The organism is Actinomycetota bacterium (assembly GCA_018334075.1).
Classification (GTDB): domain Bacteria; phylum Actinomycetota; class Coriobacteriia; order Anaerosomatales; family UBA912; genus JAGXSC01.
Genome location: JAGXSC010000015.1, coordinates 1 through 21,295, shown reverse-complemented (window position 1 = coordinate 21,295; position 21,295 = coordinate 1). Strand labels below are relative to the sequence as shown.

The 21,295-nt window shown below is 59.5% G+C and carries 22 protein-coding genes and 4 tRNA genes; 12 read left to right on the top strand and 14 right to left on the bottom strand.

What is annotated here, in order from left to right; translation table 11 throughout:
• The 4 genes from KGZ89_02870 to KGZ89_02855 all read right to left on the bottom strand — a co-directional run.
• Positions 1-1,553, bottom strand: a 1,553-nt coding sequence (locus KGZ89_02870; GenBank protein ID MBS3973793.1) for a serine/threonine protein kinase, incomplete at its 3' end; no start/stop codon positions are given.
• 31 nt (positions 1,554-1,584) lie between these two features.
• Complete coding sequence (locus tag KGZ89_02865; protein ID MBS3973792.1) at positions 1,585-2,649, bottom strand: ABC transporter permease; 1,065 nt, start codon at positions 2,647-2,649, stop codon at positions 1,585-1,587.
• Positions 2,646-3,809 (bottom strand): ABC transporter permease, encoded by a 1,164-nt coding sequence (locus KGZ89_02860; GenBank protein MBS3973791.1) that lies wholly within the window; start codon positions 3,807-3,809, stop codon positions 2,646-2,648. The genes KGZ89_02865 and KGZ89_02860 overlap by 4 nt, the downstream gene beginning before the upstream one ends.
• On the bottom strand, positions 3,809-4,669 hold the full coding sequence (locus tag KGZ89_02855; protein ID MBS3973790.1) for an ABC transporter ATP-binding protein: 861 nt from the start codon (positions 4,667-4,669) through the stop codon (positions 3,809-3,811). Before KGZ89_02855 ends, KGZ89_02860 begins: the two co-directional genes overlap by 1 nt.
• Positions 4,670-4,762: 93 nt before the next feature.
• On the opposite strand from KGZ89_02855, the gene KGZ89_02850 reads away from it, so the two are divergent.
• Positions 4,763-4,848, top strand: a tRNA-Leu gene (locus tag KGZ89_02850).
• A gap of 106 nt (positions 4,849-4,954) precedes the next feature.
• On the opposite strand, the gene KGZ89_02845 is transcribed toward KGZ89_02850, so the two are convergent.
• Positions 4,955-5,263, bottom strand: a complete 309-nt coding sequence (locus KGZ89_02845; protein MBS3973789.1) for a hypothetical protein — start codon at positions 5,261-5,263, stop codon at positions 4,955-4,957.
• Between the two features lie 273 nt (positions 5,264-5,536).
• On the opposite strand from KGZ89_02845, the gene KGZ89_02840 reads away from it, so the two are divergent.
• Positions 5,537-5,749, top strand: a complete 213-nt coding sequence (locus KGZ89_02840) for a hypothetical protein (protein ID MBS3973788.1) — start codon at positions 5,537-5,539, stop codon at positions 5,747-5,749.
• Between the two features lie 33 nt (positions 5,750-5,782).
• Here the strand turns inward: KGZ89_02840 and larC are convergent, their stop codons facing one another.
• Together larC and larB are read right to left on the bottom strand one after the other, a co-directional pair.
• Positions 5,783-7,033 (bottom strand): nickel pincer cofactor biosynthesis protein LarC, encoded by a 1,251-nt coding sequence (gene larC / locus KGZ89_02835; protein ID MBS3973787.1) that lies wholly within the window; start codon positions 7,031-7,033, stop codon positions 5,783-5,785.
• A gap of 10 nt (positions 7,034-7,043) precedes the next feature.
• On the bottom strand, positions 7,044-7,832 hold the full coding sequence (gene larB / locus KGZ89_02830; protein ID MBS3973786.1) for a nickel pincer cofactor biosynthesis protein LarB: 789 nt from the start codon (positions 7,830-7,832) through the stop codon (positions 7,044-7,046).
• A gap of 126 nt (positions 7,833-7,958) precedes the next feature.
• Here larB and KGZ89_02825 point away from each other — a divergent pair, with 126 nt between their 5' ends.
• From KGZ89_02825 to KGZ89_02815, 3 genes are read left to right on the top strand one after another with little or no spacing between them, the layout of a single operon-like run.
• The gene (locus tag KGZ89_02825) at positions 7,959-9,503 is read left to right on the top strand and encodes a sensor domain-containing diguanylate cyclase (protein ID MBS3973785.1); all 1,545 of its coding nucleotides are present in this window, start codon (positions 7,959-7,961) and stop codon (positions 9,501-9,503) included.
• A 36-nt stretch (positions 9,504-9,539) separates the two neighbouring features.
• Positions 9,540-10,361 carry a prephenate dehydratase gene (pheA, locus tag KGZ89_02820; protein MBS3973784.1) on the top strand — a complete coding sequence of 274 codons (822 nt, stop codon included), beginning with the start codon at positions 9,540-9,542 and terminating at the stop codon, positions 10,359-10,361.
• A complete protein-coding gene (locus KGZ89_02815) occupies positions 10,358-10,915 on the top strand; it encodes a HyaD/HybD family hydrogenase maturation endopeptidase (GenBank protein ID MBS3973783.1) in 558 nt (185 codons plus the stop codon). The genes pheA and KGZ89_02815 overlap by 4 nt, the downstream gene beginning before the upstream one ends.
• Here the strand turns inward: KGZ89_02815 and KGZ89_02810 are convergent.
• Complete coding sequence (locus KGZ89_02810; protein ID MBS3973782.1) at positions 10,899-11,318, bottom strand: hypothetical protein; 420 nt, start codon at positions 11,316-11,318, stop codon at positions 10,899-10,901. The genes KGZ89_02815 and KGZ89_02810 overlap by 17 nt on opposite strands.
• Before the next feature lie 163 nt (positions 11,319-11,481).
• Here KGZ89_02810 and serS point away from each other — a divergent pair, with 163 nt between their 5' ends.
• Both serS and zwf read left to right on the top strand, forming a co-directional pair.
• A complete protein-coding gene (gene serS / locus KGZ89_02805; GenBank protein MBS3973781.1) occupies positions 11,482-12,756 on the top strand; it encodes a serine--tRNA ligase in 1,275 nt (424 codons plus the stop codon).
• Between the two features lie 12 nt (positions 12,757-12,768).
• Positions 12,769-15,141, top strand: coding sequence for a glucose-6-phosphate dehydrogenase (gene zwf, locus KGZ89_02800; protein MBS3973780.1), 2,373 nt, complete (start codon positions 12,769-12,771; stop codon positions 15,139-15,141).
• Between the two features lie 3 nt (positions 15,142-15,144).
• On the opposite strand, the gene KGZ89_02795 is transcribed toward zwf, so the two are convergent.
• A complete protein-coding gene (locus KGZ89_02795; protein MBS3973779.1) occupies positions 15,145-15,480 on the bottom strand; it encodes a hypothetical protein in 336 nt (111 codons plus the stop codon).
• 164 nt (positions 15,481-15,644) lie between these two features.
• Here KGZ89_02795 and KGZ89_02790 point away from each other — a divergent pair, with 164 nt between their 5' ends.
• Both KGZ89_02790 and KGZ89_02785 read left to right on the top strand, forming a co-directional pair.
• Positions 15,645-15,809 carry a type II toxin-antitoxin system RelE/ParE family toxin gene (locus tag KGZ89_02790; GenBank protein MBS3973778.1) on the top strand — a complete coding sequence of 55 codons (165 nt, stop codon included), beginning with the start codon at positions 15,645-15,647 and terminating at the stop codon, positions 15,807-15,809.
• 17 nt (positions 15,810-15,826) lie between these two features.
• On the top strand, positions 15,827-16,126 hold the full coding sequence (locus tag KGZ89_02785) for a HigA family addiction module antidote protein (GenBank protein ID MBS3973777.1): 300 nt from the start codon (positions 15,827-15,829) through the stop codon (positions 16,124-16,126).
• 49 nt (positions 16,127-16,175) lie between these two features.
• Here the strand turns inward: KGZ89_02785 and KGZ89_02780 are convergent.
• The 3 genes from KGZ89_02780 to KGZ89_02770 form a co-directional block, all read right to left on the bottom strand.
• A tRNA-Arg gene (locus KGZ89_02780) sits at positions 16,176-16,252 on the bottom strand.
• A gap of 91 nt (positions 16,253-16,343) precedes the next feature.
• A tRNA-Ser gene (locus KGZ89_02775) sits at positions 16,344-16,437 on the bottom strand.
• 74 nt (positions 16,438-16,511) lie between these two features.
• A tRNA-Ser gene (locus KGZ89_02770) sits at positions 16,512-16,599 on the bottom strand.
• 142 nt (positions 16,600-16,741) lie between these two features.
• Between KGZ89_02770 and KGZ89_02765 the strand changes: the two genes are divergently transcribed.
• The 3 genes from KGZ89_02765 (at position 16,742) to KGZ89_02755 (ending at position 17,908) form a co-directional block, all read left to right on the top strand.
• Entirely contained in the window at positions 16,742-17,176 is a 435-nt protein-coding gene (locus KGZ89_02765) for a nucleoside deaminase (GenBank protein MBS3973776.1), read from the top strand.
• Positions 17,177-17,316: 140 nt separating this feature from the next.
• On the top strand, positions 17,317-17,685 hold the full coding sequence (locus KGZ89_02760; protein MBS3973775.1) for a hypothetical protein: 369 nt from the start codon (positions 17,317-17,319) through the stop codon (positions 17,683-17,685).
• A complete protein-coding gene (locus KGZ89_02755; GenBank protein ID MBS3973774.1) occupies positions 17,678-17,908 on the top strand; it encodes a hypothetical protein in 231 nt (76 codons plus the stop codon). The genes KGZ89_02760 and KGZ89_02755 overlap by 8 nt, the downstream gene beginning before the upstream one ends.
• On the opposite strand, the gene ligD is transcribed toward KGZ89_02755, so the two are convergent.
• A complete protein-coding gene (gene ligD / locus KGZ89_02750; GenBank protein MBS3973773.1) occupies positions 17,843-20,170 on the bottom strand; it encodes a non-homologous end-joining DNA ligase in 2,328 nt (775 codons plus the stop codon). The genes KGZ89_02755 and ligD overlap by 66 nt on opposite strands.
• Positions 20,171-20,190: 20 nt before the next feature.
• Positions 20,191-21,024: a Ku protein gene (locus tag KGZ89_02745; protein ID MBS3973772.1), complete on the bottom strand. Its 834-nt coding sequence runs from the start codon at positions 21,022-21,024 to the stop codon at positions 20,191-20,193.
• Positions 21,025-21,295: the final 271 nt, after the last annotated feature.

Below are 21,295 nucleotides of genomic sequence, written 5' to 3'. Positions count from 1 at the left end.
ATAAGTGACGCGCCAATGTGTGGAAGAAACGCATCCGGTGTCCAGCCGTCGTAGATCCCCCAGGCGTCAGCCACAAGTCCCGCGGATATGTAGCCCGAGGACAGAAATAGGGTCGCAAGCGCGATTCCCGTCAACGCTCCCGCGCGGCTCGCCGGCGCGCAAGCCAGCGATGTGATGAGCGCGGTCGCTGCCCACGAGGCTATGATCACGAGTGAGGCGAAGTCATCGAAAATAAGGCTCAGCGCAGCGGGAAGATCGTTCTTGGCGAACGGGTCTAACAGCCGCCGGATGTCTGCAAGCACCCAGGGACCCTGATGTCCCGAAACCACCGATGCGAAAAGAGTCAGCGTCGCGGCGAGCGCGGAGAGCAACGTTGCTTTGAGGGGGCGGAAGGCGTAACCCAGCAACACGGGCATCGCTAGAGCCAGATAAACCGTGGCTAGCACGGGAGCTAAAAACATGATGGCGAAGCTTATCGAACGTCTACTTCTCGGCCTCCAAAAGGCCAAGGCGAGGGCGGCGAGCGTTACGCCGATTGTGGTGGCCAAAGGCGGAGACCCGATCGCTGTCAGTCCCAGGTAGGCGAGCCAGCCACCGATGGCTCCGTCCAGAACTCGCGCGATGGGCGAGAAGTGAGGGGCGATGCGGTCCCAGAGGCCCGGCGTTAGGGCAGGGTCGTCTTGCGAGGCGGCTTCAGTTATCCGCCGGGCGTGAGCGGCAAGCGATTCGTGCCCGCGGTTCGGGTCGCCGAGGTGAGGCAGTAGGCGAGCCGCGAATACCGACACGTTCGGGTAGCGGTCCTCGGCATGGGGGGAGAGCGCTGCAGAGAAGATATCGTCGAGATCTGATGGCAGATCAGGGTCGAACTCCGTCGGCACTGGTATGTCGATAACGCCCGCCTTCAGGATCGCGCCTTCGATCGAGTCGCTTTTCAGCGGGTTTTCCCCGGCGAGCAACTCGAAGACGAGCGAGGCGAATCCCCACACGTCGGTGCGCTCGTCGACACTTCCGTTTTTTAGCTGCTCGAGAGGCATGTAACCCAGAGTGCCTCCCAGGGTAGGCTGGTGACCCGAGGAGGTTGAGAGAGCGGCGACTCCGAAATCGGTGACCTTTATGCGTCCGTCGAGCGTGACAAGGATGTTTTCAGGCTTGATGTCGAGGTGAAGCACTCCGTTTTCATGCGCGAACATGAGCGCACCCGAGACCGCGGCGACTACCGCCGCCGCTTCATCCGGGTCAAGCGGGCCTTCATCCAAAAGCTCGGCCAGCGATATCCCTTCAAGGTACTCCATGATGATGAAGGCCTCGTCATTGTCGGTGTCCCACTCATAGACGGTGACTATCGAAGGGTGGTTGAGCATCGCCGCAGTCTGGGCCTCCGATAGACCCACCGGCGTCCATGGCTTTCCGGAGCGATCGCGAGGAAAAGGCAACCTTTTGAGTGCGGCTTTGCGCTGCATGCGTGTGTCGAACGCCAATATGACATCGGCGAACCCACCGCTTGCGAGCTTAGCAAGCGGCCTGTAGCGATCTAGTATCAGGCGGGTTTCCACTGTAGGCACTCTCCAAAACGTATTCTACAGTCTAGCCCGTGCTAGTTTGCGCTTGCATTTTTCGCGCGAGGACGACAACCAGGCCGAGCAGCGCGAAAGTTATCCCTGTGGCTACCGCCAGCTCAGGCAATACATCAGTGACGGGGGCCCTCATGATGGAGACATGCCATACCGGATCGATGATCCAGTAAAGCGGGAAGAGCTTTGCGATCCACGAAGGCCACTCTGGGAAGATGTACCACAGCGCGGGCGCGAAAAGCACGAAACCAACTCCTTTGATGACACCCAGCATCATCGCCGAGTTTTTCGAGACCACCCCGACCAGCAGGCCGAGTGAGGATGTGAGTATCGCCGCGACCAATACCACGAGCAGTACCTCGGCGGGACGGGGGCCTATGGCGCCGTTGAGCGTGAGCGTCACCATCGACATGGAAGAAGCGAGCACCACACCCAGCGCCCACTTCGCAATGAGAACCTCGCTTATCTTTGCCGGCGTGACCAGCACGGCCGTGAGAGTGCCTTTCTCCTTCTCGTCCACCAAACTTGCGGCGGGAACGGTGACACCCGCAAGCACGAGAGCGTAAAACATGATCACGGGTATGAGGCGCACAGAGAGGGGCAACGCCTCCTCGCCGATATTTACGATCTGTACGTCAACGGGCGGCGGCTCGCCCTCAAGATCTCGAATAAGGTCAAGCGCGGTGACGGCCAGGACGATGCGATTTGACGCGAGGCTCTCGCCGCTGACGAAGAACTCAAGAGCCGGACGCTCACCTTGAGCGACGGCAGCGTCAAAGCCAGCAGGTAGCACGAGGCCGGCGTCGAGGTCGTGTGCCTCCACCTGTCTTCTGAGGTCAGTGACATCGTCAGGCTCTGTAACCTCTATGCCTTCGAGCTCACGCACTTTCGTGACCACCGCCGAGTTGCCCGCGTCCACGACGCCAAGCCGGAGACGCGGCTCGAAAAGCGCGCCAAAGGCGAACTGAAAGATGACTGTCAGCACCACAGGCAGAACAAGCGCGTACAGGAAGAAAGGCGATCGGGGGCCTAACTTGAGGTCCTTGCGAAGCATCTTCCATATCCGAGAGAGGCTCATAGTGATCTCACCTTTCTGGAAAGGACGAACCATCCCGCTAAGAACAGCACCGCTGCCCATCCTGTGCCAAGGGCAAGTGAGCCCCAGACATCCGTCCAGCCGGCCTGGTACACAGTAATGTCCACTAGAGCGGAGAGCACCGGATATGTCGGAATGACCTGTATCCACAGTGCTGCGGTGCCGGGAAAGAGCACGGAAAATGTGGGTATGATGAGCGGGACCGTGAGCATCATCGTGTAGAACATCTGGCCGAGAAAATCCTTGCCGCCCGCTCCGGCGATCATTGCCACGCCGGTAAATGTCATCGCGCCGATAACTATGGCCATCATGAGAAGCCACCAGTTCTCGGCGGTAAAGGCTCCCACGAGGCCGAGGACGATAGCTACTTGAGCGAACGCCAGACCCGTGCTAAAGGTCGCTTTGGCGATCAGTACGTCGGCGATCCTTGCCGGCGTGACCAGCACCGCGGTCACCGTACGCCTGAGCATCTCGACCGATATGAGCGAGGCCATCGAGAAAGCCTCCATGAGCAGCATCATGAATGCGAGCATCGGCACGATCTTGTCGCGTATGGATATCTGCTCGCCAACGCGGTCTTCGCCCAGGACGATAGTTTCGGCGGCCGGCAGCGTTATCGGCAGCGGTTTTCCGGCGATCTGATAGGCGGCCTCGCGCACGAAGCTCTTGACCGCGCGTTGAAGCTCGTCAGGTATCGCGGCGGCCGAATAGATCGTAACCGAAACACCGTCGGCGCCTGTTGCGACATCCCGCACGAACGTCTCGGGAAAAGCGATACCGATGCTCACATCCTCCTGGGCCTCGATCGCCTCGACCAAAGCGGCTTCAGTCTCGAATTCGAGCAGAATTACCCCGTCCTGAGCCTCGGCGATGTTGGCCTCTGTCAACGCAGCGAGCTGCTCCTCGCTTGCCCCCATTGCCAAAAGCGCCTCTCTGCCCTCGGCGAGTATCGTTTCGACGGGCGGCGAGACGGCCAGAGTGATCGTTTCGTCAACGGTATCGGGCATCACCCAGAACATGACGACGACGAGGACAAGTGTCAACAGCGTCAGAAAGAGGTAAAGCCTGTTGCGTGAGTAGGCGATGAGCTCCTTCTTGAGCAGTGCGCCGATGATATCCAGTCGTGAGACCGCCGGTTTCATCAGGCCAGCCCCCTGCCGGTCAGCTTGATGAAAATCGCCTCGAGAGTCGCCTCCTCCGTGTGAATGGTCATCAGGTCAGGGGAAGACGCCAACTCGGCGATTTTGGCCGCGGATCCATCGTCGCCGAGAGGAATGTGCTCCTCGCGTACTCCGTCTCCGTTGCGCAGCCGGATGCGTACCGAGCGCTGACCGTGCTCAAGCTTGAGATTTTCGGCGGAGTCCAATGCGACGATCTTGCCCTCGTTGATGAACGCGACGCGATCGGAAAGCTGGTCGGCTTCGAACATGTCGTGAGTGGTGAGCAAAACCGCAGCGCCGCGCCCAGCCTCAGCCTTGATTGTCTCGCGTATTTGCGCCGAGGTGACGGGGTCAAGGGCGCTGGTGGGTTCATCGAGAAAGAGGACCTTGGGCTTGTTGATGAACGCTCGCGCGATCATCATGCGCTGTCGCATGCCCTTCGAGAAGCTTTCCACGCGATCTTTCGCCCGGTCGGCCAGCCCCATTCGCCGAAGAATATCCATCGAGCCTGGGTTTTTGATGCCGAAAAGCGACGCGTGAAAGTCGAGGTTTTCGATGGCCGACATGTCCAGGTAGAGGTTTTTCTCCTCGAAGCACACGCCGATTTGGGCCTGGATTCCCGAGTTGTCGCGGCCGAGTCTCTCGCCGAGTATCTCGGCGTGCCCGCCTTTTGGCGGAAGCAGTCCCGTCAGCATCTTTATGGTGGTGGACTTTCCTGCGCCGTTCGGGCCGAGGAAGCCCAGTATTTCTCCGGGCAGCACCTCGAAGCTGACGTCTCGCACCGCCTCGATCTCTCCGTAAGAATAGCTCAGATTCTCGGCTTTGATCGCGGGTGAGGTCATCGCGCTTCCTTTCGCCTGGGAAAAATTCAGCGGCGGGCAACTGTCACTTCCAGCAGTTTACCCTATATGATAGATTACTCGGGCGCACAGTATGCGGGTGTGGCGGAACGGCAGACGCGCATGGTTCAGGTCCATGTGGGGGCAACCCCGTGGAGGTTCAACTCCTCTCACCCGCACCATATTAGAAATCCAGCGGATTGATAGTTCAAAGCATCATCTGAGCTGCTTAAACGCCGCAACTATTGGTCAAGTATCAATGATTGAAGACATTGATACCTACGGCGATTACCCGTCGTGCACCAGTGAAAGAACGGTGCTGTCCGGCGGCAGCGGTACGAACTGGCCGGCGGTGGGGCCGCCGCTGATGGTTTTCGGCTGGGAGCCATTCGCTCCGAGAACCTCCATGCGCCACGCGGTGTTCGAGCGCACGCGTACTCCCTCTGATGTGAAAGTGGCGGATATCTTCGGGTTGACCGTGACGCTGATTGTCACTTCCGATCCGTGACCGCTTTCAGCTGACAAGGCGAGAGGCGCACCAAACGTCAACACCACTGTCAGCGCCATCACGAGCAGGCATGTGGTCGTTTTCGCCATGATCCGCCGCTTACTCCTCATCAAAGCCGTTCGTATGCTTTACTATACCGAATATCGGCAAATAATGCGGTTTAGCTGAGTATAAACGGCTCAAAAAGATGATAAACGGTAATGTGACAAGGCGTTTTCCGCCTGGCATCGGGTTGCTGCACCAAAAGGCTCGGCGTGCATTAGCGATCGATCTGTGGGATGATTCATGTAGGGAGGGGACATAGGGGGCGCTGTATCGGGCGGTAAGCCAACGAGACTTTAGCGCTCGTCAGGAGGAAAGCGTTGGACGCGTTCACACCGATCAAATCAAAATGTACCTGGTGGCGGGAGACGCTGGATGTCGAGGAGCGCCACAATACCCGAATCAAGGCCGAGGACGTTACCGTAACCTGTTCTTGCTTTGTCGAAGGGTACGTTTGGGCCCATCGCAAGGCCGAAGTCCCGAAAGATTGCCCGAAAGCGCGGCACTGCCGCTACTACATCAAGCACATGTGATCAGTCGCGCGTCATCGGCAAGCTTCGCATACCTTATGGATCGAAGATCTTCCGCGCAGACTCCTGCAGGACTGCCTTCACTTCCTGGTAGGGAACCTTTGCCTCGCGGCTGATGCGCGCGATGTCGTCGTGTTCAGGGCGCTCGCGCGCGCTGGCTCCTGCACCCGACACCTTTACCCGAAAGGGCCCCCAAGGACCCTCACAGGTGAGTACTTCTCGGTCAAGAATGCTTCGCGACAATGACGTCCGACGCACGCCGAGCGATCCCGTGAGTGCATGTATGCGATCTGCGAGCGCTTCCGCGTCATCCGGCCGCGCTAGCACTCGAAGCTCGATGCCGAGCCGCCCCTTTTTCATTGCCGAAGGAACCTGCCACACATCCAGTGGCCCGCACTCACGCAGCTCCTCGGCGATAAAACCGACGTGCTCGGGGGAGAGATGGTCAAGCAGTGTTTCGAGCAGCACCACCGGCTCGAGGACTTGCTCCTTCTCGGCGTGCCGGCATTGCCGGCTTGCATCAGCGCAGGTCGCTTTGGGCTCTACCAGCGGATGCCCCAGTATCAATCTTGTGATGTTCGGGAGGCCGGGGAGCTCTCTCGTGCCGGCGGCGTGCCCCACCCTGGCGAGCACCATGTCGGGCATCTCGCCGAAGCGATCGACGTTTGCCGCCAATAGCGCGGCGCCCGTGGGAGTTGTCAGTTCGCCCGAGGCGCCCCCTGCCTCGATCGGGACGCCGGCGAGCAGCTCTAGCACGGCAGGCGCGGGCACGGGAAGGGAGCCATGCGCACAGCTTATCGTGCCCCCAGCGCCGAGCACGACCGCCGAGCACGACAGCCGCTCTATCCCCAGGAGCTCGAGCCCCAGGGAGACTCCGACAATGTCGACGATGGAATCGACAGCGCCGACCTCATGGAAGTGGACATTCTCAGGGCTCACATCGTGGATCTTCGCCTCGGCTGCTGCTAGTAGGGTGAATGCTCGGATCGCCCGGGCGCGAACTGCGTGATCCAAAGGAGAGCTTTCGAGAAGTACCCGGATCTCCGTCCAGTGCCGGTGCGCGCGGGCGCTTTTCTCGGCAGGCGTCAGCACTTTGACGTGCAAACCGCTTATGCCACCCCGCGTCACTCTGCTTGTCACGACTGACGTGTCATCGAGTCCCAGCGCTTGAATCGCTTTGTGCAGGTCGTCGACGGAAAATCGACCGTCTGTCTCGCCAGCGTCGAGAAGCGCGGCAAGGAACTTGTCGCCTGATATGCCGCTTGAGCAGTCGAGATGAGCGAGCATCGCGCCTCCTTTAGGCCTCGCGCGCGGAATCCGTCTCGTGTTCGGCAGGAGTCGTCAGCGCGTTGATTCTCGCGGCTAGCGTGCCCGCGCCGAATCCGTTGTCGATGTTGACGACGCCCACGCCCGATGCGCACGAGTTCAGCATGGTGAGAAGCGGTGCGAGCCCTCCAAAGTGGGCTCCGTAGCCGACACTTGTCGGCACCGCGATGACAGGACACGACACCAGGCCACCTACAACCGAAGGCAACGCGCCTTCCATACCCGCTACCGCTACTATGACTCGCGCGTCGACAAGGAGGTCCGCATGAGCCAGCAAGCGGTGAACTCCCGCAACTCCGACGTCGTACAAGCGGGTGACCTTGGCGCCCATGAGCTCGGCGGTGATAGCGGCCTCCTCGGCGACGGGGACATCCGCGGTCCCGCCGGTCGCTACGAGTACCTGGCCGACCGATTTGCGCTCCTTGCGTCTGTCGACGACGATCAATCCAGCTGCCTCAATGTATCGCGCGTCGGTTACTACCTGGGAAAGTGCTTGGTACTGTGCTACATTGGCTCGCGTGGCCAGGAGCACATCCTCCCGTGTCAGAAGCTCTTTTCCGATGGAGCGCACTTGCTCCGGAGTCTTGCCCTGGCAGAGAATCACTTCCGGAAAGCCACAGCGAAGCGCCCGGTGGTGATCGACTTTGGCGTCGTGCTGATCGACAAATAGCGGCGCGCTTAGCGAGCGAAACGCTTCATCGGTGGTTCTGGTTCCGTCAGCCACGGCTTGAAGCAGCGATAGCAGTTGTGTGGAGTTCATTTTGGAGACACGCCCCTTTCAGTACGTTAGGCACTCATTCTAAATCGACTTATATGCATATAAGTGGCACTATGGTTACACAAACTACATGTGGAAGCGCTCATTGAATCTCCAGGAAATAAATAGATGACCGATGAATCGCTAGTTGATGATTTTGACCGGCTGAGGCGCTGGTACCTGATTTTGCGCCTCGTCATGCTCGCATTCACAGCGACATGGGCAGTATGGGCTGCACTTGACGATGTGCCAAGAGTCGATGTCACGTTGGCGATTGTGGCGACGGCGGTGTATCTGGTCACCACACTGGGCGCTTTCATTGTCATGGGTATTCCTGCCTACAAGTCCGGGCGCACCTTTCTTTGGTTCGTGGTTCCGGATCTTGCCTATGCCGGTCTTTTGGGGGTCGCCTTTCTCGCCTACGGCGATCCCTCTTACCCGATGCTGCTTTCACTGGCCACCTTGTACGCACTTTATGTTCGGCATCGGGGCACGTGGGTGGTTGGTCTTGCAGCTGCCTTTGTCTATCTTGCTATCCAGGTGACCGCTCCTATCGATAGCGCCATGGCGTATTCAGTAGTGCTCCTCAAGGCCGCGCAGCTGGTCGTTATACCGCTGATCTGCCATGTGACCTCAATGAATCTGGCCAGGCGCGAACAGGAGACTCGCCAACGCCGCCAACAAGAGGATGAGCTCAAAGGGCAGCTGCAGAGGCGCATCAGCGAGCTCAAGGCCGTCTCCCAGATCGGGGACATCATTCATTCACAGCTGAGTTTCGACAGGACAGGCCCTCTCATCGTCGAGATACTCGCCAAGATCCTGAACGTGCAGGGATGTAGTCTGTTCGTGATCGACAAAGTAGGGTCCGAGACGGTGTTCTCGGCGAGCTCAGGCTTGATCGGAATCCCCGCGACCTTCAGGGGTCCAGAAGATTTACCGCTGGGACAGGCGGCTGACTCAGAGGGCCACTACTCATGCACTCCGGTCATTGAGCACGCGAATATGATCGTGGTTTTTTGCGCCGACGCGAAATACGTGGAGGAGATTTCCGAGGATGACCGTGTAGTATTGGAGGCGGTCTCCCATGAGCTTGTTGTCGCGGTGGAAAACGCTCAGCTTTACAAGTTGACCCGGCAGCAGGCCATCACCGATGAGCTTACGGGCCTAAACAACTATCGTTACCTGCAACAACGCCTTGACGAGGAGTTCGAGCGAGCGCGTCGTTACGAAAAAGAGTTTTCTTTGTTGATGATAGACGTCGATGACTTCAAGGGGTTCAACGACAGGAACGGGCACATGGCTGGGGACCGCGCCCTGCGCGAGCTAGGCAAGGTAGTGTCATCTGTGGTCAGAGAGGTCGATGTCGTTTGTCGTTACGGCGGTGAAGAGTTTTCTATCGTACTTCCGGAAACCGATGCGGCCGGAGCGTTTGTGACCGCGGCAAAGGTGCTCGAAGCGGTAGAGAGTCATGATTTTTCTGAACCTGGGAGCGTATCCAAACAGCAAATCACTGTGAGTATCGGTCTTGCCACCTATCCGACCCATGCTTCTGACAAAGAGATGTTGTTGAAAATGTCCGATGACGCGCTCTACAGGGCGAAAAACACAGGTAAGAACCGTGTAAGATCGCCGAGAAGCGAGCCGCTTGAGGGCGGGCCTGAAGCAGGTGCGTAAAGGGCGTAGCACCAAGGATTAGAAATGGAGCTGTAGATGCGATACGCGTATCTGGGTCCCGCAGGTACTCATAGTCACAGTGCGCTGCTCTCGGTCATAGGATCTGATGCAGAGGTCGAACCTCTGGCGACCATCGAAGAGGTCTTCACGGCCGTGGAGCGGGGAAAGACGGATATGGGACTGGTGCCCATCGAGAACTCGGTCGAGGGCGCGGTCAACTCAACCCTCGATGCACTAGCATTCGACAGTGAGCTCGAAATTCAGGGCGAGGTCGTGCGGGATATCCACCACGCGCTCTGCGTGGCCAAGGGCCAGAAACTCGAGAATATCGAAAAGATCGTCAGTCACCCCCAGGCATTGGCGCAATCGCGCCGATGGATCACCAGTCACCTTCTCGGCAAGCCAATCATCGCAGCCACATCTACCGCAGATGCTGTTCGTGTGGCAGCCGGTGAACCCGGGCTAGCCGCCGTAGGCAGCGCTTTTGCAGCCGAGACTTACGGGGCTGAAATTCTGTTTGACGCCATTGAGGATTACGCGGGCAACCAGACGCGGTTTGTGCTTATCGGCAGAGGAATGCACGCAAGAACCGGTGACGACAAGACGTCGTTGGCGCTGTTCATGAAGGCCGATCGGCCCGGTACCCTCAACATGATTTTGTCCGAATTCGCCTATGCCGGCATCAACCTGACGAAGATACAGTCGCGACCCACCCGCAAGGCGCTGGGCGACTACATGTTCTTTATCGATCTTGCCGGGCATGTGGATGATGACAACGTCCGGCTGGCCCTCGATTGTTTGCGGCTGAAGCTGCGACGGGTAAAGGTGCTGGGCAGCTATCCGCGTGCGGTAACGTGAAGATGGCGGCTGACAACTTGGGAGAAAAGCGAATCCTCGTCCTGGGCATCGGCAACATTCTGATGAAGGATGAGGGGGTCGGATGCCGGGTAGTGGAAGAGCTTCAACGGCACTACGAGTTCCCGGACAACGTCTCGGTGGTAGACTCCGGAACGATGGGGATGGTTCTGCTTGACCTGATGCGCAGACACGACTTCACGCTGGTGGTTGATGGCGTTGACAATACCGGTTATCCGCCTGGCACCGTGGTGAGGATGTCGCCTGAGGATATCGCTAGCAACCAGATCATGCACTCGCTCCACGATGTGCGCTTCGTCGATGTTCTGGAGGCGGCCAAGCTTATCGGATTGGAAATCGAGGGCCATGTGGTGGGAGTGCAGGTAGAGGATATTGCTCCGGTCGATCTGGTCATTGGCTTGTCCGATTCGGTGGAAGAGGCGCTGGAAACCGCGATTGACGCCGTGCTCACAGTGTTAGCCGAGCAAGGAATTTTCCCCACTCCGCTGGCCAGCGAGTCAGGCGCCTCTGGCCAAACCTCTACTCCGAATAGATGAATCCGGCATCGTGGAGACCCGGATCCTTATCGAGACGACGGACGATGTCGTTTTCGTTCTCGCCTGCGGTGTCTATGACGTAGGTGCCTTCACCCAGGTGAGTGTGACGGCGTCCTGCCAGGCCGTTTCGCTCGAGTACCTCTACTATCGAGGCGTCCGGCCTGAGCCATACGGCGACACTTCCATCAAGCTTTTCCAGACCCTCGACTTCGACAATCTCTCGTCCGCCGAGAAGGGCGACGCCTCTTTCCTGGTATGTGGCGCATCCTCGCCACAACAAGAGAATGAGCACAATTATAACGACGGTCGCCACTACCGTGACAAAGGTGTGCAAAGGGCGCTTATCTTGTTTTGAATCCTGCACGCCCGTGTCAGAAGTTGCGTCGTAGTTGGTCTCGGCCATCTTTTCCCCCTATCGAGGACTTGACAGAGTAAGTATAGCCGAAGTGCATGGATGCGCGGCGATTAAAGTGCATAGACATGCGCGATCAGAATGCCCAGTCGCTGCTGTATACTTTGTGAGGCCACTTGAGTTTGTCTCGACCAAATTTCCGGAGGACCACACGATGCTGGATGCCAGGTTCGTTCGCCAAGACGCTGACACTGTGCGAAAGGCGCTCAAGAACCGCGGATCCGATTGGGATATCAATGAGTTTCTGGCGCTTGAGGCGCGCCGCAGGGAGCTGATAGCCGAGCTCGAGTCTTCTCAGGCGCTGCGAAACGCGAGCTCGAAAGCGATAGGCGGGCTTCTGAAAGAAGGCCGCAAGGAAGAGGCCGAGACCCTCAAAGGACAGGTGCAGGCCGAAAACGACAAGATCGCTTCAGTGCAGGAAGCGCTTGCAGGTGTCGAAAGCGTCGTTTCCGAGATGCTCATGTCGGTCCCGAACCTGCCAGACGCAAGCGTTCCCATCGGAGCCACTGCAGAGCAAAACGTCGAAGTCCGCCGGTGGAAAACACCGCCTGCGTTCGATTTCGAACCGAAGGCCCATTGGGAGCTGGGACCACAGCTCGGCCTGATAGATTTCGAGCGGGGGGTCAAGTTGGCCAAGTCCCGCTTTGTCGTGCTGGGACGCGATGGCGCCCGACTGAGCCGGGCCCTCGTCAATTTCATGCTCGATACGCACGCCTCACGCGGCTACACCGAATGGTCGGTGCCTATCATCGCAAACACCGAGACCCTCACGGGAACCGGGAATCTGCCCAAGTTCGAAGAGGATCTTTTCTCGGCGGGCGAGGGCTTTTATTTGATCCCTACCGCCGAGGCACAGCTCACAAACTTGCACCGCGCCGAGGTGCTTGATGCCGATGTCCTGCCGCTGAGCTATACCGCGTACACGCCCTGTTTTCGCAAGGAGGCCGGCGCGGCTGGGCGCGATACTCGGGGAATGATCCGCGTGCACCAGTTCGACAAGGTCGAGCTGGTTAAGTTCGCGACACCAGAGACAAGCTTTGCGGAGCTCGAAAAGATGCTGTCCGATGCCGAGCACATTTTGCAGCAGCTTGATCTGGCTTATCGGGTGATCACACTGTGCACCGGTGATATGGGGTTCGCCTCGGCGAAAACATACGACATCGAGGTATGGTTGCCGAGCTACGCGGATTACAAAGAGGTCTCGAGCTGCAGCAACTGCACCGATTTTCAGGCCCGCCGAGCAGCGATAAAGTATCGCAGCCCCAAGGAATTCAGCGGAAGCCGGTTGACGCACACGCTAAATGGAAGTGGCCTGGCGGTAGGTCGGACGTTGGTGGCCGTTTTGGAGAATTACCAGCAGTCGGATGGAAGTATTGTAGTGCCGGAAGTGCTCAGGCCCTACCTTGGGGGGCAAGAGATAATCAGTTAGGGAGGGGATCGCGTGACACCCGCAGCCAGTGACCCTACGATTCTGGTGATATTCGGTACCACCGGCGATTTGATGGCACGCAAGATCGCACCTTCCCTCTATCATCTGCGGGCAAAAGGCGCCTTGCCCGAGCGCTTCCATGTGGTCGGCTACTCGCGCCGCAACTGGTCCGATCTCGACCTTCGCGAGCATGTTGAAATGATTCTGGCGGAGCGCGCCTCAGGCGCCGACCCCGGGGATGTGAGAGAGTTTCTCGGCGATTTCAGCTATTCGTCAGGCGAGTTTGACGACGCCGAGGGCTATGTCAGGCTCATGCGGCATCTAGAAGCTATTGACTCGAAGTGGGGGACTTGCGCGAACAAGCTGTTTTACCTTGCGGTTTCGCCCGCGCACTACTCGACGATCTTCAAGCATCTTTCGCAAAGCGGCCTGACCGGTACTTGCGGCGAAGGAAACGGCTGGACCAGGGTGATCGTAGAGAAGCCGTTCGGGCATGACGCCAGAACATCCGCCGAACTCGACGAGATGCTGAGCGCGCTCTTCAAGGAGGAGCAGATATACCGCATCGACCACTATCTAGCCAAAGAAATACTCCAGGGCATCTTGAACTTCCGGTTCACGAACAATCTTCTCGAAACAAGCTGGGATAGAAGCGCGGTTGAATCCATCGAGCTTGTATTGCACGAGAAACTCGGAGTCGAGCATCGTGGCTGGTTTTACGACGGGGTCGGGGCGTTGCGCGACGTGGGGCAAAATCATCTGTTGCAGATGCTCGCTCTCATGACGATGGAGCAGCCCGCCGCGTCAAGTGCCGAGGCGATTCGTGCCGCTCGCGCCACGGCGATCCGGGAAGTCTTGAAGCCCATGACCGCCGAGGAGGTCGTCCGCAACTCGTACAGGTCGCAATACGAGGGGTATCGCGACATAGAGGGCGTCGATCACTGCAGCCAGACAGAGACTTTTTTCCGGCTCAAAACAGTGCTGACAGGCCCGCGCTGGGCAGGCGTGCCGGTCACTTTCGAAAGCGGAAAACGCATGGGCGAGGCCCGCAAGGAGATTATCGTAACCTTCCGGCATCCTCGGCCATGCTTGTGTGAGGGAGGCCCGCATCACAAGAACCAGGTAGTGTTTTCCTTTGAGCCTTCAGATTCGATCACCATAGTGTTTTGGGCGAAAAAGCCGGGCTTCGAGAGGGTCATCGAGCGCAGGGAGTTCAACTTCTTCCTCTATGAGAAAGAGGAGAAAGCCCAATACGTCGAAGAGTACGCAAGGCTTTTGCTCGACGCGATAAGGGGCGATCAAACGCTGTTTATCTCAACCGACGAGATCCGCGCGATGTGGGAGTTCATCGATCCGGTGACGGACGCCTGGACGCAAGGGCTCACGCCACTCCACACTTACGCGCCGGACACGTTCGATGTCTCCGAGCAAGCGGCCGAAGCGTTGGCCATGGCGCCGTCGCGCGGGGTCGTCGGAATATGCGGGCTTGGGAAGATGGGCGCCGCGCTTGCGTTGAATCTGCGAGAAAACGACTGGGAAGTGGTGGGATACAACCGTTCCCCGGAGAAAGCCTACGCGCTTGAGGCGCACGGGGTGTCGCCAGTGGTCTCACTGGCCGAGCTTGTCGGCGCGTTGCCGCGGCCCCGAGTTGTCTGGGTGATGCTGACCGCGGGCAAGCCAGTCGACCGAATCTTGTTCGGGGACGCCGGTGATCCTTCGGCAATCGGGCTTCTCGATCTCCTGGAAGAAGGCGATTTCGTGATTGACGGCGGCAACTCCTACTACAAGGACGCCATCGCGCGTGCTGCTCGTTTCGCCGAGCGAGGAATACGCTTCCTTGACTGCGGGACCAGCGGCGGGCCGGGCGGTGCCCGCAGCGGCGCGTGTCTGATGGTCGGCGGACGCAAGGAGGACTTCGAAGCCGTGGAGCCGATCTTTGCAGACGTCGCTCTTGCTGGCGGCGGTTACCGGTTTTTCGAGGGCCATGGCGCGGGCCATTTCGTGAAGATGGTCCACAACGGCATCGAGTACGGCATGATGCAGGCGATCGCCGAGGGCTTTCAGATTATGCGCTTCTCCGATTTCGAGCTCAATCTTTCGCAAGTGGCCGCCGTCTACCAGCGCGGCAGCGTTATCGAGTCACGGCTTATCGGCTGGCTGAAAGACGCCATGTCGGAACTGGGCGACTCGCTGGAGGGCGTAAGCGGTATGGTCGGACATACCGGTGAGGCCGAGTGGACTGTTCGCACCGCCGAGGAGATGGGGCTTGAGGCGCGAGTGATCAAAGGGGCGCTTCAATTCAGGGTCGAGTCGGAGCGCGATCCAAGTTATGCGGGACAGGTGCTGAGCGCGCTTAGGAATCGCTTCGGCGGTCACACGATGTAGGGCTCACGGATCCGGTAGAAGGCACCTACGGCTCGAGATGGTGCCGGTGCCGCCTTCAATTGCGATGACCACATGACTTGAGAGCACGTTGATGACGTTGCGCGCTTCTCCCATGCCGGTGAGTATGGCAAGGTCGATGCCGGTTGCGATACCTTGGCAATCGCTGTCGGGAACGATGCCGACGGTAAGTCCCCCGGCCTCTTTCGCGCCTGCTGCCGAGGCGGCCATGACGCCGGTGTTGCGACCGCCGTTGAGAAGGACCCATCCTTCCTCGGCGATAAGGCGTCCTAAAAGCCGGGCCTGCGACAGGACGCGATCCGGCACTTTGCTTCCGCCCATGACGCCGATGATCGTTTTCAAGCGATCGTCCCCCTAAAGGGCGAAAAACTTCAGTACACGCTTCACCCTGTTTAGTCTAAATTAAAAGTTGGCTTTTTGGTTGACGAATAATGCTACCGGTCATGACGCTTGACGTATGACGCGGGGCGTTGTACTCTTGGTGGATGATCAAGTCATTCGCTGACAGCGAGACCAGGAAGGTGTTCAACCGGCGGTTCTCCAAGGATCGCGAGGGCCAGCACAGCATCCGCATCAACGACCAGTGGCGCGTGTGTTTCGTGTGGGATGGCGGCGACGCATACAACGTCGAGATCACTGACTATCACTAGAGAAGAGATGAGAGACGATGACCAAGAAGCTGACTCCGGTGCACCCCGGCGAGGTGTTGATGGAGGAGTTCCTAAAGCCGCTCGGGCTGAGCCAGAACCGGCTGGCACTGAGCCTCGGGGTCCCGCCACGTCGCATCAACGAGATCGTTCTCTGCAAACGTCGCGTCACTGCGGAGACCGCTCTTCGCCTGGCTCGTTACTTCGACACGACACCCCAGTTCTGGCTCGGCCTGCAGGCCGACTATGATCTGGACGTCGCCTCGGATAAATTGGGCGAAAGGCTCGATCGCGAGGTTCGTGGGCACGCGGTGCGGTGAACTGCTCGGGCGCGCCCGCCGAAAATCCTGATTTACCTTTTAGTTTTTTTGGCGCGCCCTGAGAGATTCGAACTCCCGACCTTCTGATTCGTAGTCAGACGCTCTATCCGGCTGAGCTAAGGGCGCTTACCCAAAAGGGCTTGGTAATCCTGCCATCGAAAAGCATGTTACGTCAAGTGCTTATAGTTCCTCGGGCCAGGCCCGGTCAAGTTTTATGTGGCGGAGAGTGAGGGATTCGAACCCTCGAAGGGGCTTATTACCCCTTACTCGCTTAGCAGGCGAGCGCCTTCAACCGACTCGGCCAACTCTCCGTGATCGCCGGCAAGGCGGCGAAACGGCAAATATTGTAACATGCCAATCACGCGATGCATGATCAGGATGCAACTGGCGGAGGGGGTGGGATTCGAACCCACGGACCCTTGCGGGTCAACGGTTTTCAAGACCGTCGCGATCGTCCACTCTGCCACCCCTCCGCGAGATGACTTGACGCGATGAGCAGTCTATCATGCGATTCTAGTTAGAATCGAGAGTAGAGGCTGAGCCGATGCCAGAAGGCTTCTCGGCGATGGATGTTGGAGGTGGCGAGCGCTGTTGAAGTATTCCGACGAACATTATATGGATATGGCCCTTGAGCTGGCGGGCCTTGCTGCGCTTGCCGGTGAGGTCCCGGTAGGCGCGGTTGTCGTATGTGGTGGCAAGGCCATTGCGGGCGCGCACAATCGCCGAGAGATCGACGTTGATCCCACGGGGCACGCGGAGCTACTCGCGATCCGTGATGCGTCGGCTTATCTCGGCCGTTGGCGATTGTCGGATTGCACGGTTTACGTGACGCTCGAGCCGTGCCCGATGTGCGCGGGCCTGATGCACCAGGCACGCATTGCGCGTTGTGTTTTCGCAGCTCCAGACCCCAAAGCGGGCGCGCTTGGCACCCTGTTTCGCCTCCACGAGGATGAGCGCCTCAACCATCGATTCGAAGTCACTTCCGGAGTGCGGGAGCAGCAAAGCGCGAAGTTGCTGCGATCGTTTTTCAGCCAACGGCGCGGCAAGTGACAAAGACAAAACCTTCCTTTTAGCGCATTGGTATTAAACATCTCTTACGAAGTGCCGACATATGGACATATGTTTCAGATTGAGTTTTCTGGAAAAAGCCGATTGGCAACTCGGCGAATCTAAGGAGATTAGTAGTCGTAATGGAAAATTGGGCATACATTTTACCGACGTACTTCATTGGAATCGCCAGCTTGCTTGCCGCTGCGTTTTTGCTGGTGGACGCGGTATTGCTGCGTCGCGTGGCCAGAGGCGGGGCGATCGCCGAGAACATCAACTTCTTGGTGCTGGGAGTTATCTGTCTGGCCGGGTCGGTGCTGTCTCGATGGATCGTAGACCGGCTTTCCGTATGGGTGGAAGTGCCGCAACCCTGGCTTGCCTCCGACGCGTTGGTCTTGATGGCGATGGTGCTGATGGGCTTGTATTTTTGGCGGGTACGCAAGGCGCTAGAAGGCTATCTCAGTGCGGCCCAAAAGTACTCGGGTCCGGATAAGGGCGACGCTGATGCCTAATGCGCTGGCAGAGAGAATCGAGGAAACGCTGCGCCCAGTCATCGGCACGGTGCTCGCGACAGTTTCCGTTGATGTCGAGGCCAAGCGCATCGGCAAATCCGTCGATACACTCAGCCGCGCGGACTTGCCTGGCATCGCCGAGAACCTGGCGACTGCATTAAGGCTGGTGGTCGGTCAGGATTTGGCCGAGGCCGCCGCCAAGAAGGTCCGCGAGCTTGTTTGAGGGCGCATAGCCCTCCCAGGGATCCTTGCCTTGCTGGTCCAGCCTTGATCGAGTCGTGCGGATGTCGAATGCGGCAGGATCGAGTTCGGGTGATACCTCTTCCCAGGCGATCTTGACTGACACCGGCAGCCCGGGCCTTGCTCTCGCCGAATACGTGGCGACCGCGGTGGCGCCGCTCGCGTTTCGCAAATAGTCGATAAGAATGCGGCCGTCACGCTCACGTTTCGCTGTTTTCTCGGTGAATCGGTTCGGGAAGTCTGTGGCGAACTGCTTGGCGAACGCCTTCGCGAACTCCCGTATCGCGCCATAGTCAAACGCCGGCACTATCGGGACGACCAGATGCAAGCCGCGTCCGCCGGTGGTCTTGGGAAACGCCGGCAGCCCGAGCAGGTTGAGAGCCTCGCGCATCTCCCACGCGGCTTCACAGACGCTTTGCCATGACACTCCCGGCCCGGGATCCAGGTCGAAGATCACGCGATCGGGGTTTGTCAGGTTCTCGGCGGTGGAATTCCATGTATGAAACTCGATGACGCCAAGTTGCACAAGGGCGAGGAGGCCCTCCAGCGAGTCGATGTGCATGTACACGCGCTGTTCGCCATGTTCGAGCACGTCGATTTTGCGCACCGAGTCCGGAAAGCCTCTCGGATGTGGATGTTTCTGGTAAAAACAGCTGCCGAGAAGCCCGTGTGGGCATCTGACCAGCGTAAGCGGCCTGCCGATGAGCTCCGGGAGCAAGTGAGACGAGACTTGCTCGTAGTAGCCGAGAAGATCGGCCTTGGTCACCGGCGCCAAGGCGCTATCCGCAGGCGCCCAAAGCACCTTGTCGGGGTTCGTCACGTGCGGCTTCTCGGCGGTCTCCGCTAGGCGCACGAAGGAGGGGTGCCGCAGGTGGCCCTCGGCGGTCCACTCGGCGAACTTCACCTCGGCGACAAGCTCCGGGCGCGCCCATCGCACTGGAGGCATCCGCTTGCCTAAGGGCTCGGCGAAGGGCGAGGTGTCCGTCGCGAGCGCGTCCAGGCGTGCGCGAAGATCGCGCAAGTCGCTCTCGCTGAAGCCGGTTCCGACCCTGCCCGCGAAGTGGAGCTTGCCTGTCTCGCCGGGTTCGGTCTCGCCGAGAAGAAGCGCCCCGAAGCCTGTGCGGGAGCCGGCCGGCATCGTGTACCCGCCGATGATGAAGCGCTCCTGCATCGAGCACTTCACTTTCAGCCAATCCCGTGAACGGCCGGGCGTGTGGGGGCGGTCGGCGCGCTTGGAAACGATCCCCTCCAGCGAGAGCGCGCATGCTTCGCGATAAAAGTGCGGGCCAGGCGACTCGACATGCTCGGCGAGAAGAAGCCCGCCGCCGGTGCCCGTGGCCCCGAAGAGCTCTTGCAGCAGCTCCTTGCGCTGGCGAAGGGGCAGGTCGCGTATGTCTCGGCCATCAAGAAATAGCAGTTCGAAGGCTACGTAGACGATAGCGGCCGAGTCGCCTTCGCCCAGAGCCTGTTGCAATGCGGCGAAGGCGGAGATTCCTCGGCTGTCGAACACGACCGCTTCTCCGTCGAGCACGGCGGTATGCGCGGGGAGCTTGGCGATGGCCGAGGCGATTCGCGGGAACTTCGCGGTCCAGTCGAGGTTGTTGCGGGTGAGCATCGTGACGGCGTCACCGTTCTTGATCGCTTGCAGGCGGTAGCCGTCGTACTTGATCTCGTGAATCCACTCCGGCCCGGACGGAGCCTCGGCGGCAAGCGTCGCGAGCTGGAGCTCCACCGGGACGGCCGGGTCACCGCGTTCCTTGATGAGCAGCCAGTTGTCGCCACGCTCGTTGCCTCGCGCCTTCATGGGCACCAGCGTGAACCCGCCTCTCAGGCGCTCGCCGTGCAGGACGAACTTGAGCGCCTTGCGGTCCGCGAGCGCGGCGTCGAAATCGCCGAGCGGCTCATACGTGCCCGAGTCCCATATCTCGACGGTTCCGGCCCCGTACTGCCCCTCAGGAATGACGCCCGCGAAGGAGGCGTACTCCAAGGGGTGGTCTTCCACGTGGACCGCGAGGCGTTTGTCTTTCGGGTCGAGCGATGGGCCTTTCGGCACCGCCCAGCTCGCCAGCACACCGCCGACCTCCAGGCGGAAGTCGTAGTGCAGGCTGCGCGCCGCGTGCTTCTGGACGACGAAGATCCGCGAGCCTTCCGCCGAGGAGTTCACTCCCGCGGAGGCCTTATCGTCGCCGATTGGCTCGGGGGTGGCTTCGAAAGTGCGCTTATCGTGGTACTTGTCGAGACTCATCGGCTTGTCTCCGGGTGACATCAGGAGTCGGCGGCCCGCGCCTCGGCGGTCCGTGCGGCCTTGGCTTTCTCCAGCGAACGGCGGAGCAGCGAAGCGATGTCGATGACCTCGCCGTCGGACTCAGTCGCCGAGGTGACCGGCGAGGCGATCTCGGCGCCTGCGGCCTTGCGCTCGATGAGGTCGAGCAGCTCGTCGCGATAGGTGTCGCGATAACGCGGGTCGGCCGGCTCGAAGTCGGCCTCGATCATGCGAACGAGCTCACCGGCGATCGCCAGTTCGGCATCGGTGACGCCCAGGGATTCGAGATCCGCCGAGGGCAGGTCCAGCGCCGAGGAATCGAGCAGCTCTTGCGGGTAGCGAATGACGGTAAGCAGGAGCAGGTCGCCTCGTGGAATGAGCGCGACCAGGTGCTGGCGGGTGCGGATGACGATCTTGCCGAGAGCGACACGCCCGGCTCGGGCCAGCGCTTCGCGCAAGAGCGCGTAGGCTTTGCGGCCAGCTTTTGAGGGCTCCAGGTAGTAGGGCTTCTCGAAGTATTCGGGCGCGATCTCCTCGGCGCATACCGCGGCAAGGATGTCGATACTTTGCGTCGCCTCGACGTTGGCCGCCTTGAAGTCGTCGTCTTCGATGATGACCCAGCGCCCGGGTGAGACCTCGTGGCCTTTGACGATCCGCTCCCAGGGCACCTCCTCGGCGGTGCGCGAGTTTACGCGCTTTTGTTTGACTGGCGAGAGGTCCTGGCGATCCAGGAGGTGAAACGAGAGCCGCGATGAGGGGTTTTCGGCGGGGAAAAGCGCTACGGGTATCGTGACCAGCCCGAAAGTGATAGCGCCTTTCCAGATCGCGTGTGGCATTGTCGCCTCCTTGTCGGTCGCGCGCAGGCGCGAATCCGGCGAATTCCGGCTTTTGTCGCTAGGATAACACTCCGCGCGGATGCGGCGGGTGAGCTGCGCACACGTGGGGCTTGGCGGCAACCGGCGCTCGGGGAGCGCGTAAGGTTTAGGGGGGCGTGACCCCGAAGTCGTCTTGAGACGTAGTGCGGGGTTCCTTCTACTCTTGGTGTGTCGAAGACCCAGAGAAGAAAGGAAACTCGCATGCACGATGATACCGCGCTCAAGTCGATGC

Excerpts from the sequence above, each read along its gene's own strand:
- KGZ89_02810 (MBS3973782.1), bottom strand. The coding sequence starts at position 11,318 with ATGGCCGAGACCAACTACGACGCAACTTCTGACACGGGCGTGCAGGAT.
- larB (MBS3973786.1), bottom strand. The coding sequence starts at position 7,832 with ATGAACTCCACACAACTGCTATCGCTGCTTCAAGCCGTGGCTGACGGA.
- larC (MBS3973787.1), bottom strand. The coding sequence starts at position 7,033 with ATGCTCGCTCATCTCGACTGCTCAAGCGGCATATCAGGCGACAAGTTC.
- KGZ89_02855 (MBS3973790.1), bottom strand. The coding sequence starts at position 4,669 with ATGACCTCACCCGCGATCAAAGCCGAGAATCTGAGCTATTCTTACGGA.
- KGZ89_02860 (MBS3973791.1), bottom strand. The coding sequence starts at position 3,809 with ATGAAACCGGCGGTCTCACGACTGGATATCATCGGCGCACTGCTCAAG.
- pheA (MBS3973784.1), top strand. The coding sequence starts at position 9,540 with ATGCGATACGCGTATCTGGGTCCCGCAGGTACTCATAGTCACAGTGCG.
- KGZ89_02745 (MBS3973772.1), bottom strand. The coding sequence starts at position 21,024 with ATGCCACACGCGATCTGGAAAGGCGCTATCACTTTCGGGCTGGTCACG.
- KGZ89_02825 (MBS3973785.1), top strand. The coding sequence starts at position 7,959 with ATGACCGATGAATCGCTAGTTGATGATTTTGACCGGCTGAGGCGCTGG.
- KGZ89_02790 (MBS3973778.1), top strand. The coding sequence starts at position 15,645 with ATGATCAAGTCATTCGCTGACAGCGAGACCAGGAAGGTGTTCAACCGG.
- KGZ89_02865 (MBS3973792.1), bottom strand. The coding sequence starts at position 2,649 with ATGAGCCTCTCTCGGATATGGAAGATGCTTCGCAAGGACCTCAAGTTA.
- KGZ89_02795 (MBS3973779.1), bottom strand. The coding sequence starts at position 15,480 with ATGGGCGGAAGCAAAGTGCCGGATCGCGTCCTGTCGCAGGCCCGGCTT.
- KGZ89_02845 (MBS3973789.1), bottom strand. The coding sequence starts at position 5,263 with ATGGCGAAAACGACCACATGCCTGCTCGTGATGGCGCTGACAGTGGTG.
- KGZ89_02785 (MBS3973777.1), top strand. The coding sequence starts at position 15,827 with ATGACCAAGAAGCTGACTCCGGTGCACCCCGGCGAGGTGTTGATGGAG.
- ligD (MBS3973773.1), bottom strand. The coding sequence starts at position 20,170 with ATGAGTCTCGACAAGTACCACGATAAGCGCACTTTCGAAGCCACCCCC.
- KGZ89_02755 (MBS3973774.1), top strand. The coding sequence starts at position 17,678 with ATGCCTAATGCGCTGGCAGAGAGAATCGAGGAAACGCTGCGCCCAGTC.
- KGZ89_02765 (MBS3973776.1), top strand. The coding sequence starts at position 16,742 with ATGGATATGGCCCTTGAGCTGGCGGGCCTTGCTGCGCTTGCCGGTGAG.
- KGZ89_02760 (MBS3973775.1), top strand. The coding sequence starts at position 17,317 with ATGGAAAATTGGGCATACATTTTACCGACGTACTTCATTGGAATCGCC.
- serS (MBS3973781.1), top strand. The coding sequence starts at position 11,482 with ATGCTGGATGCCAGGTTCGTTCGCCAAGACGCTGACACTGTGCGAAAG.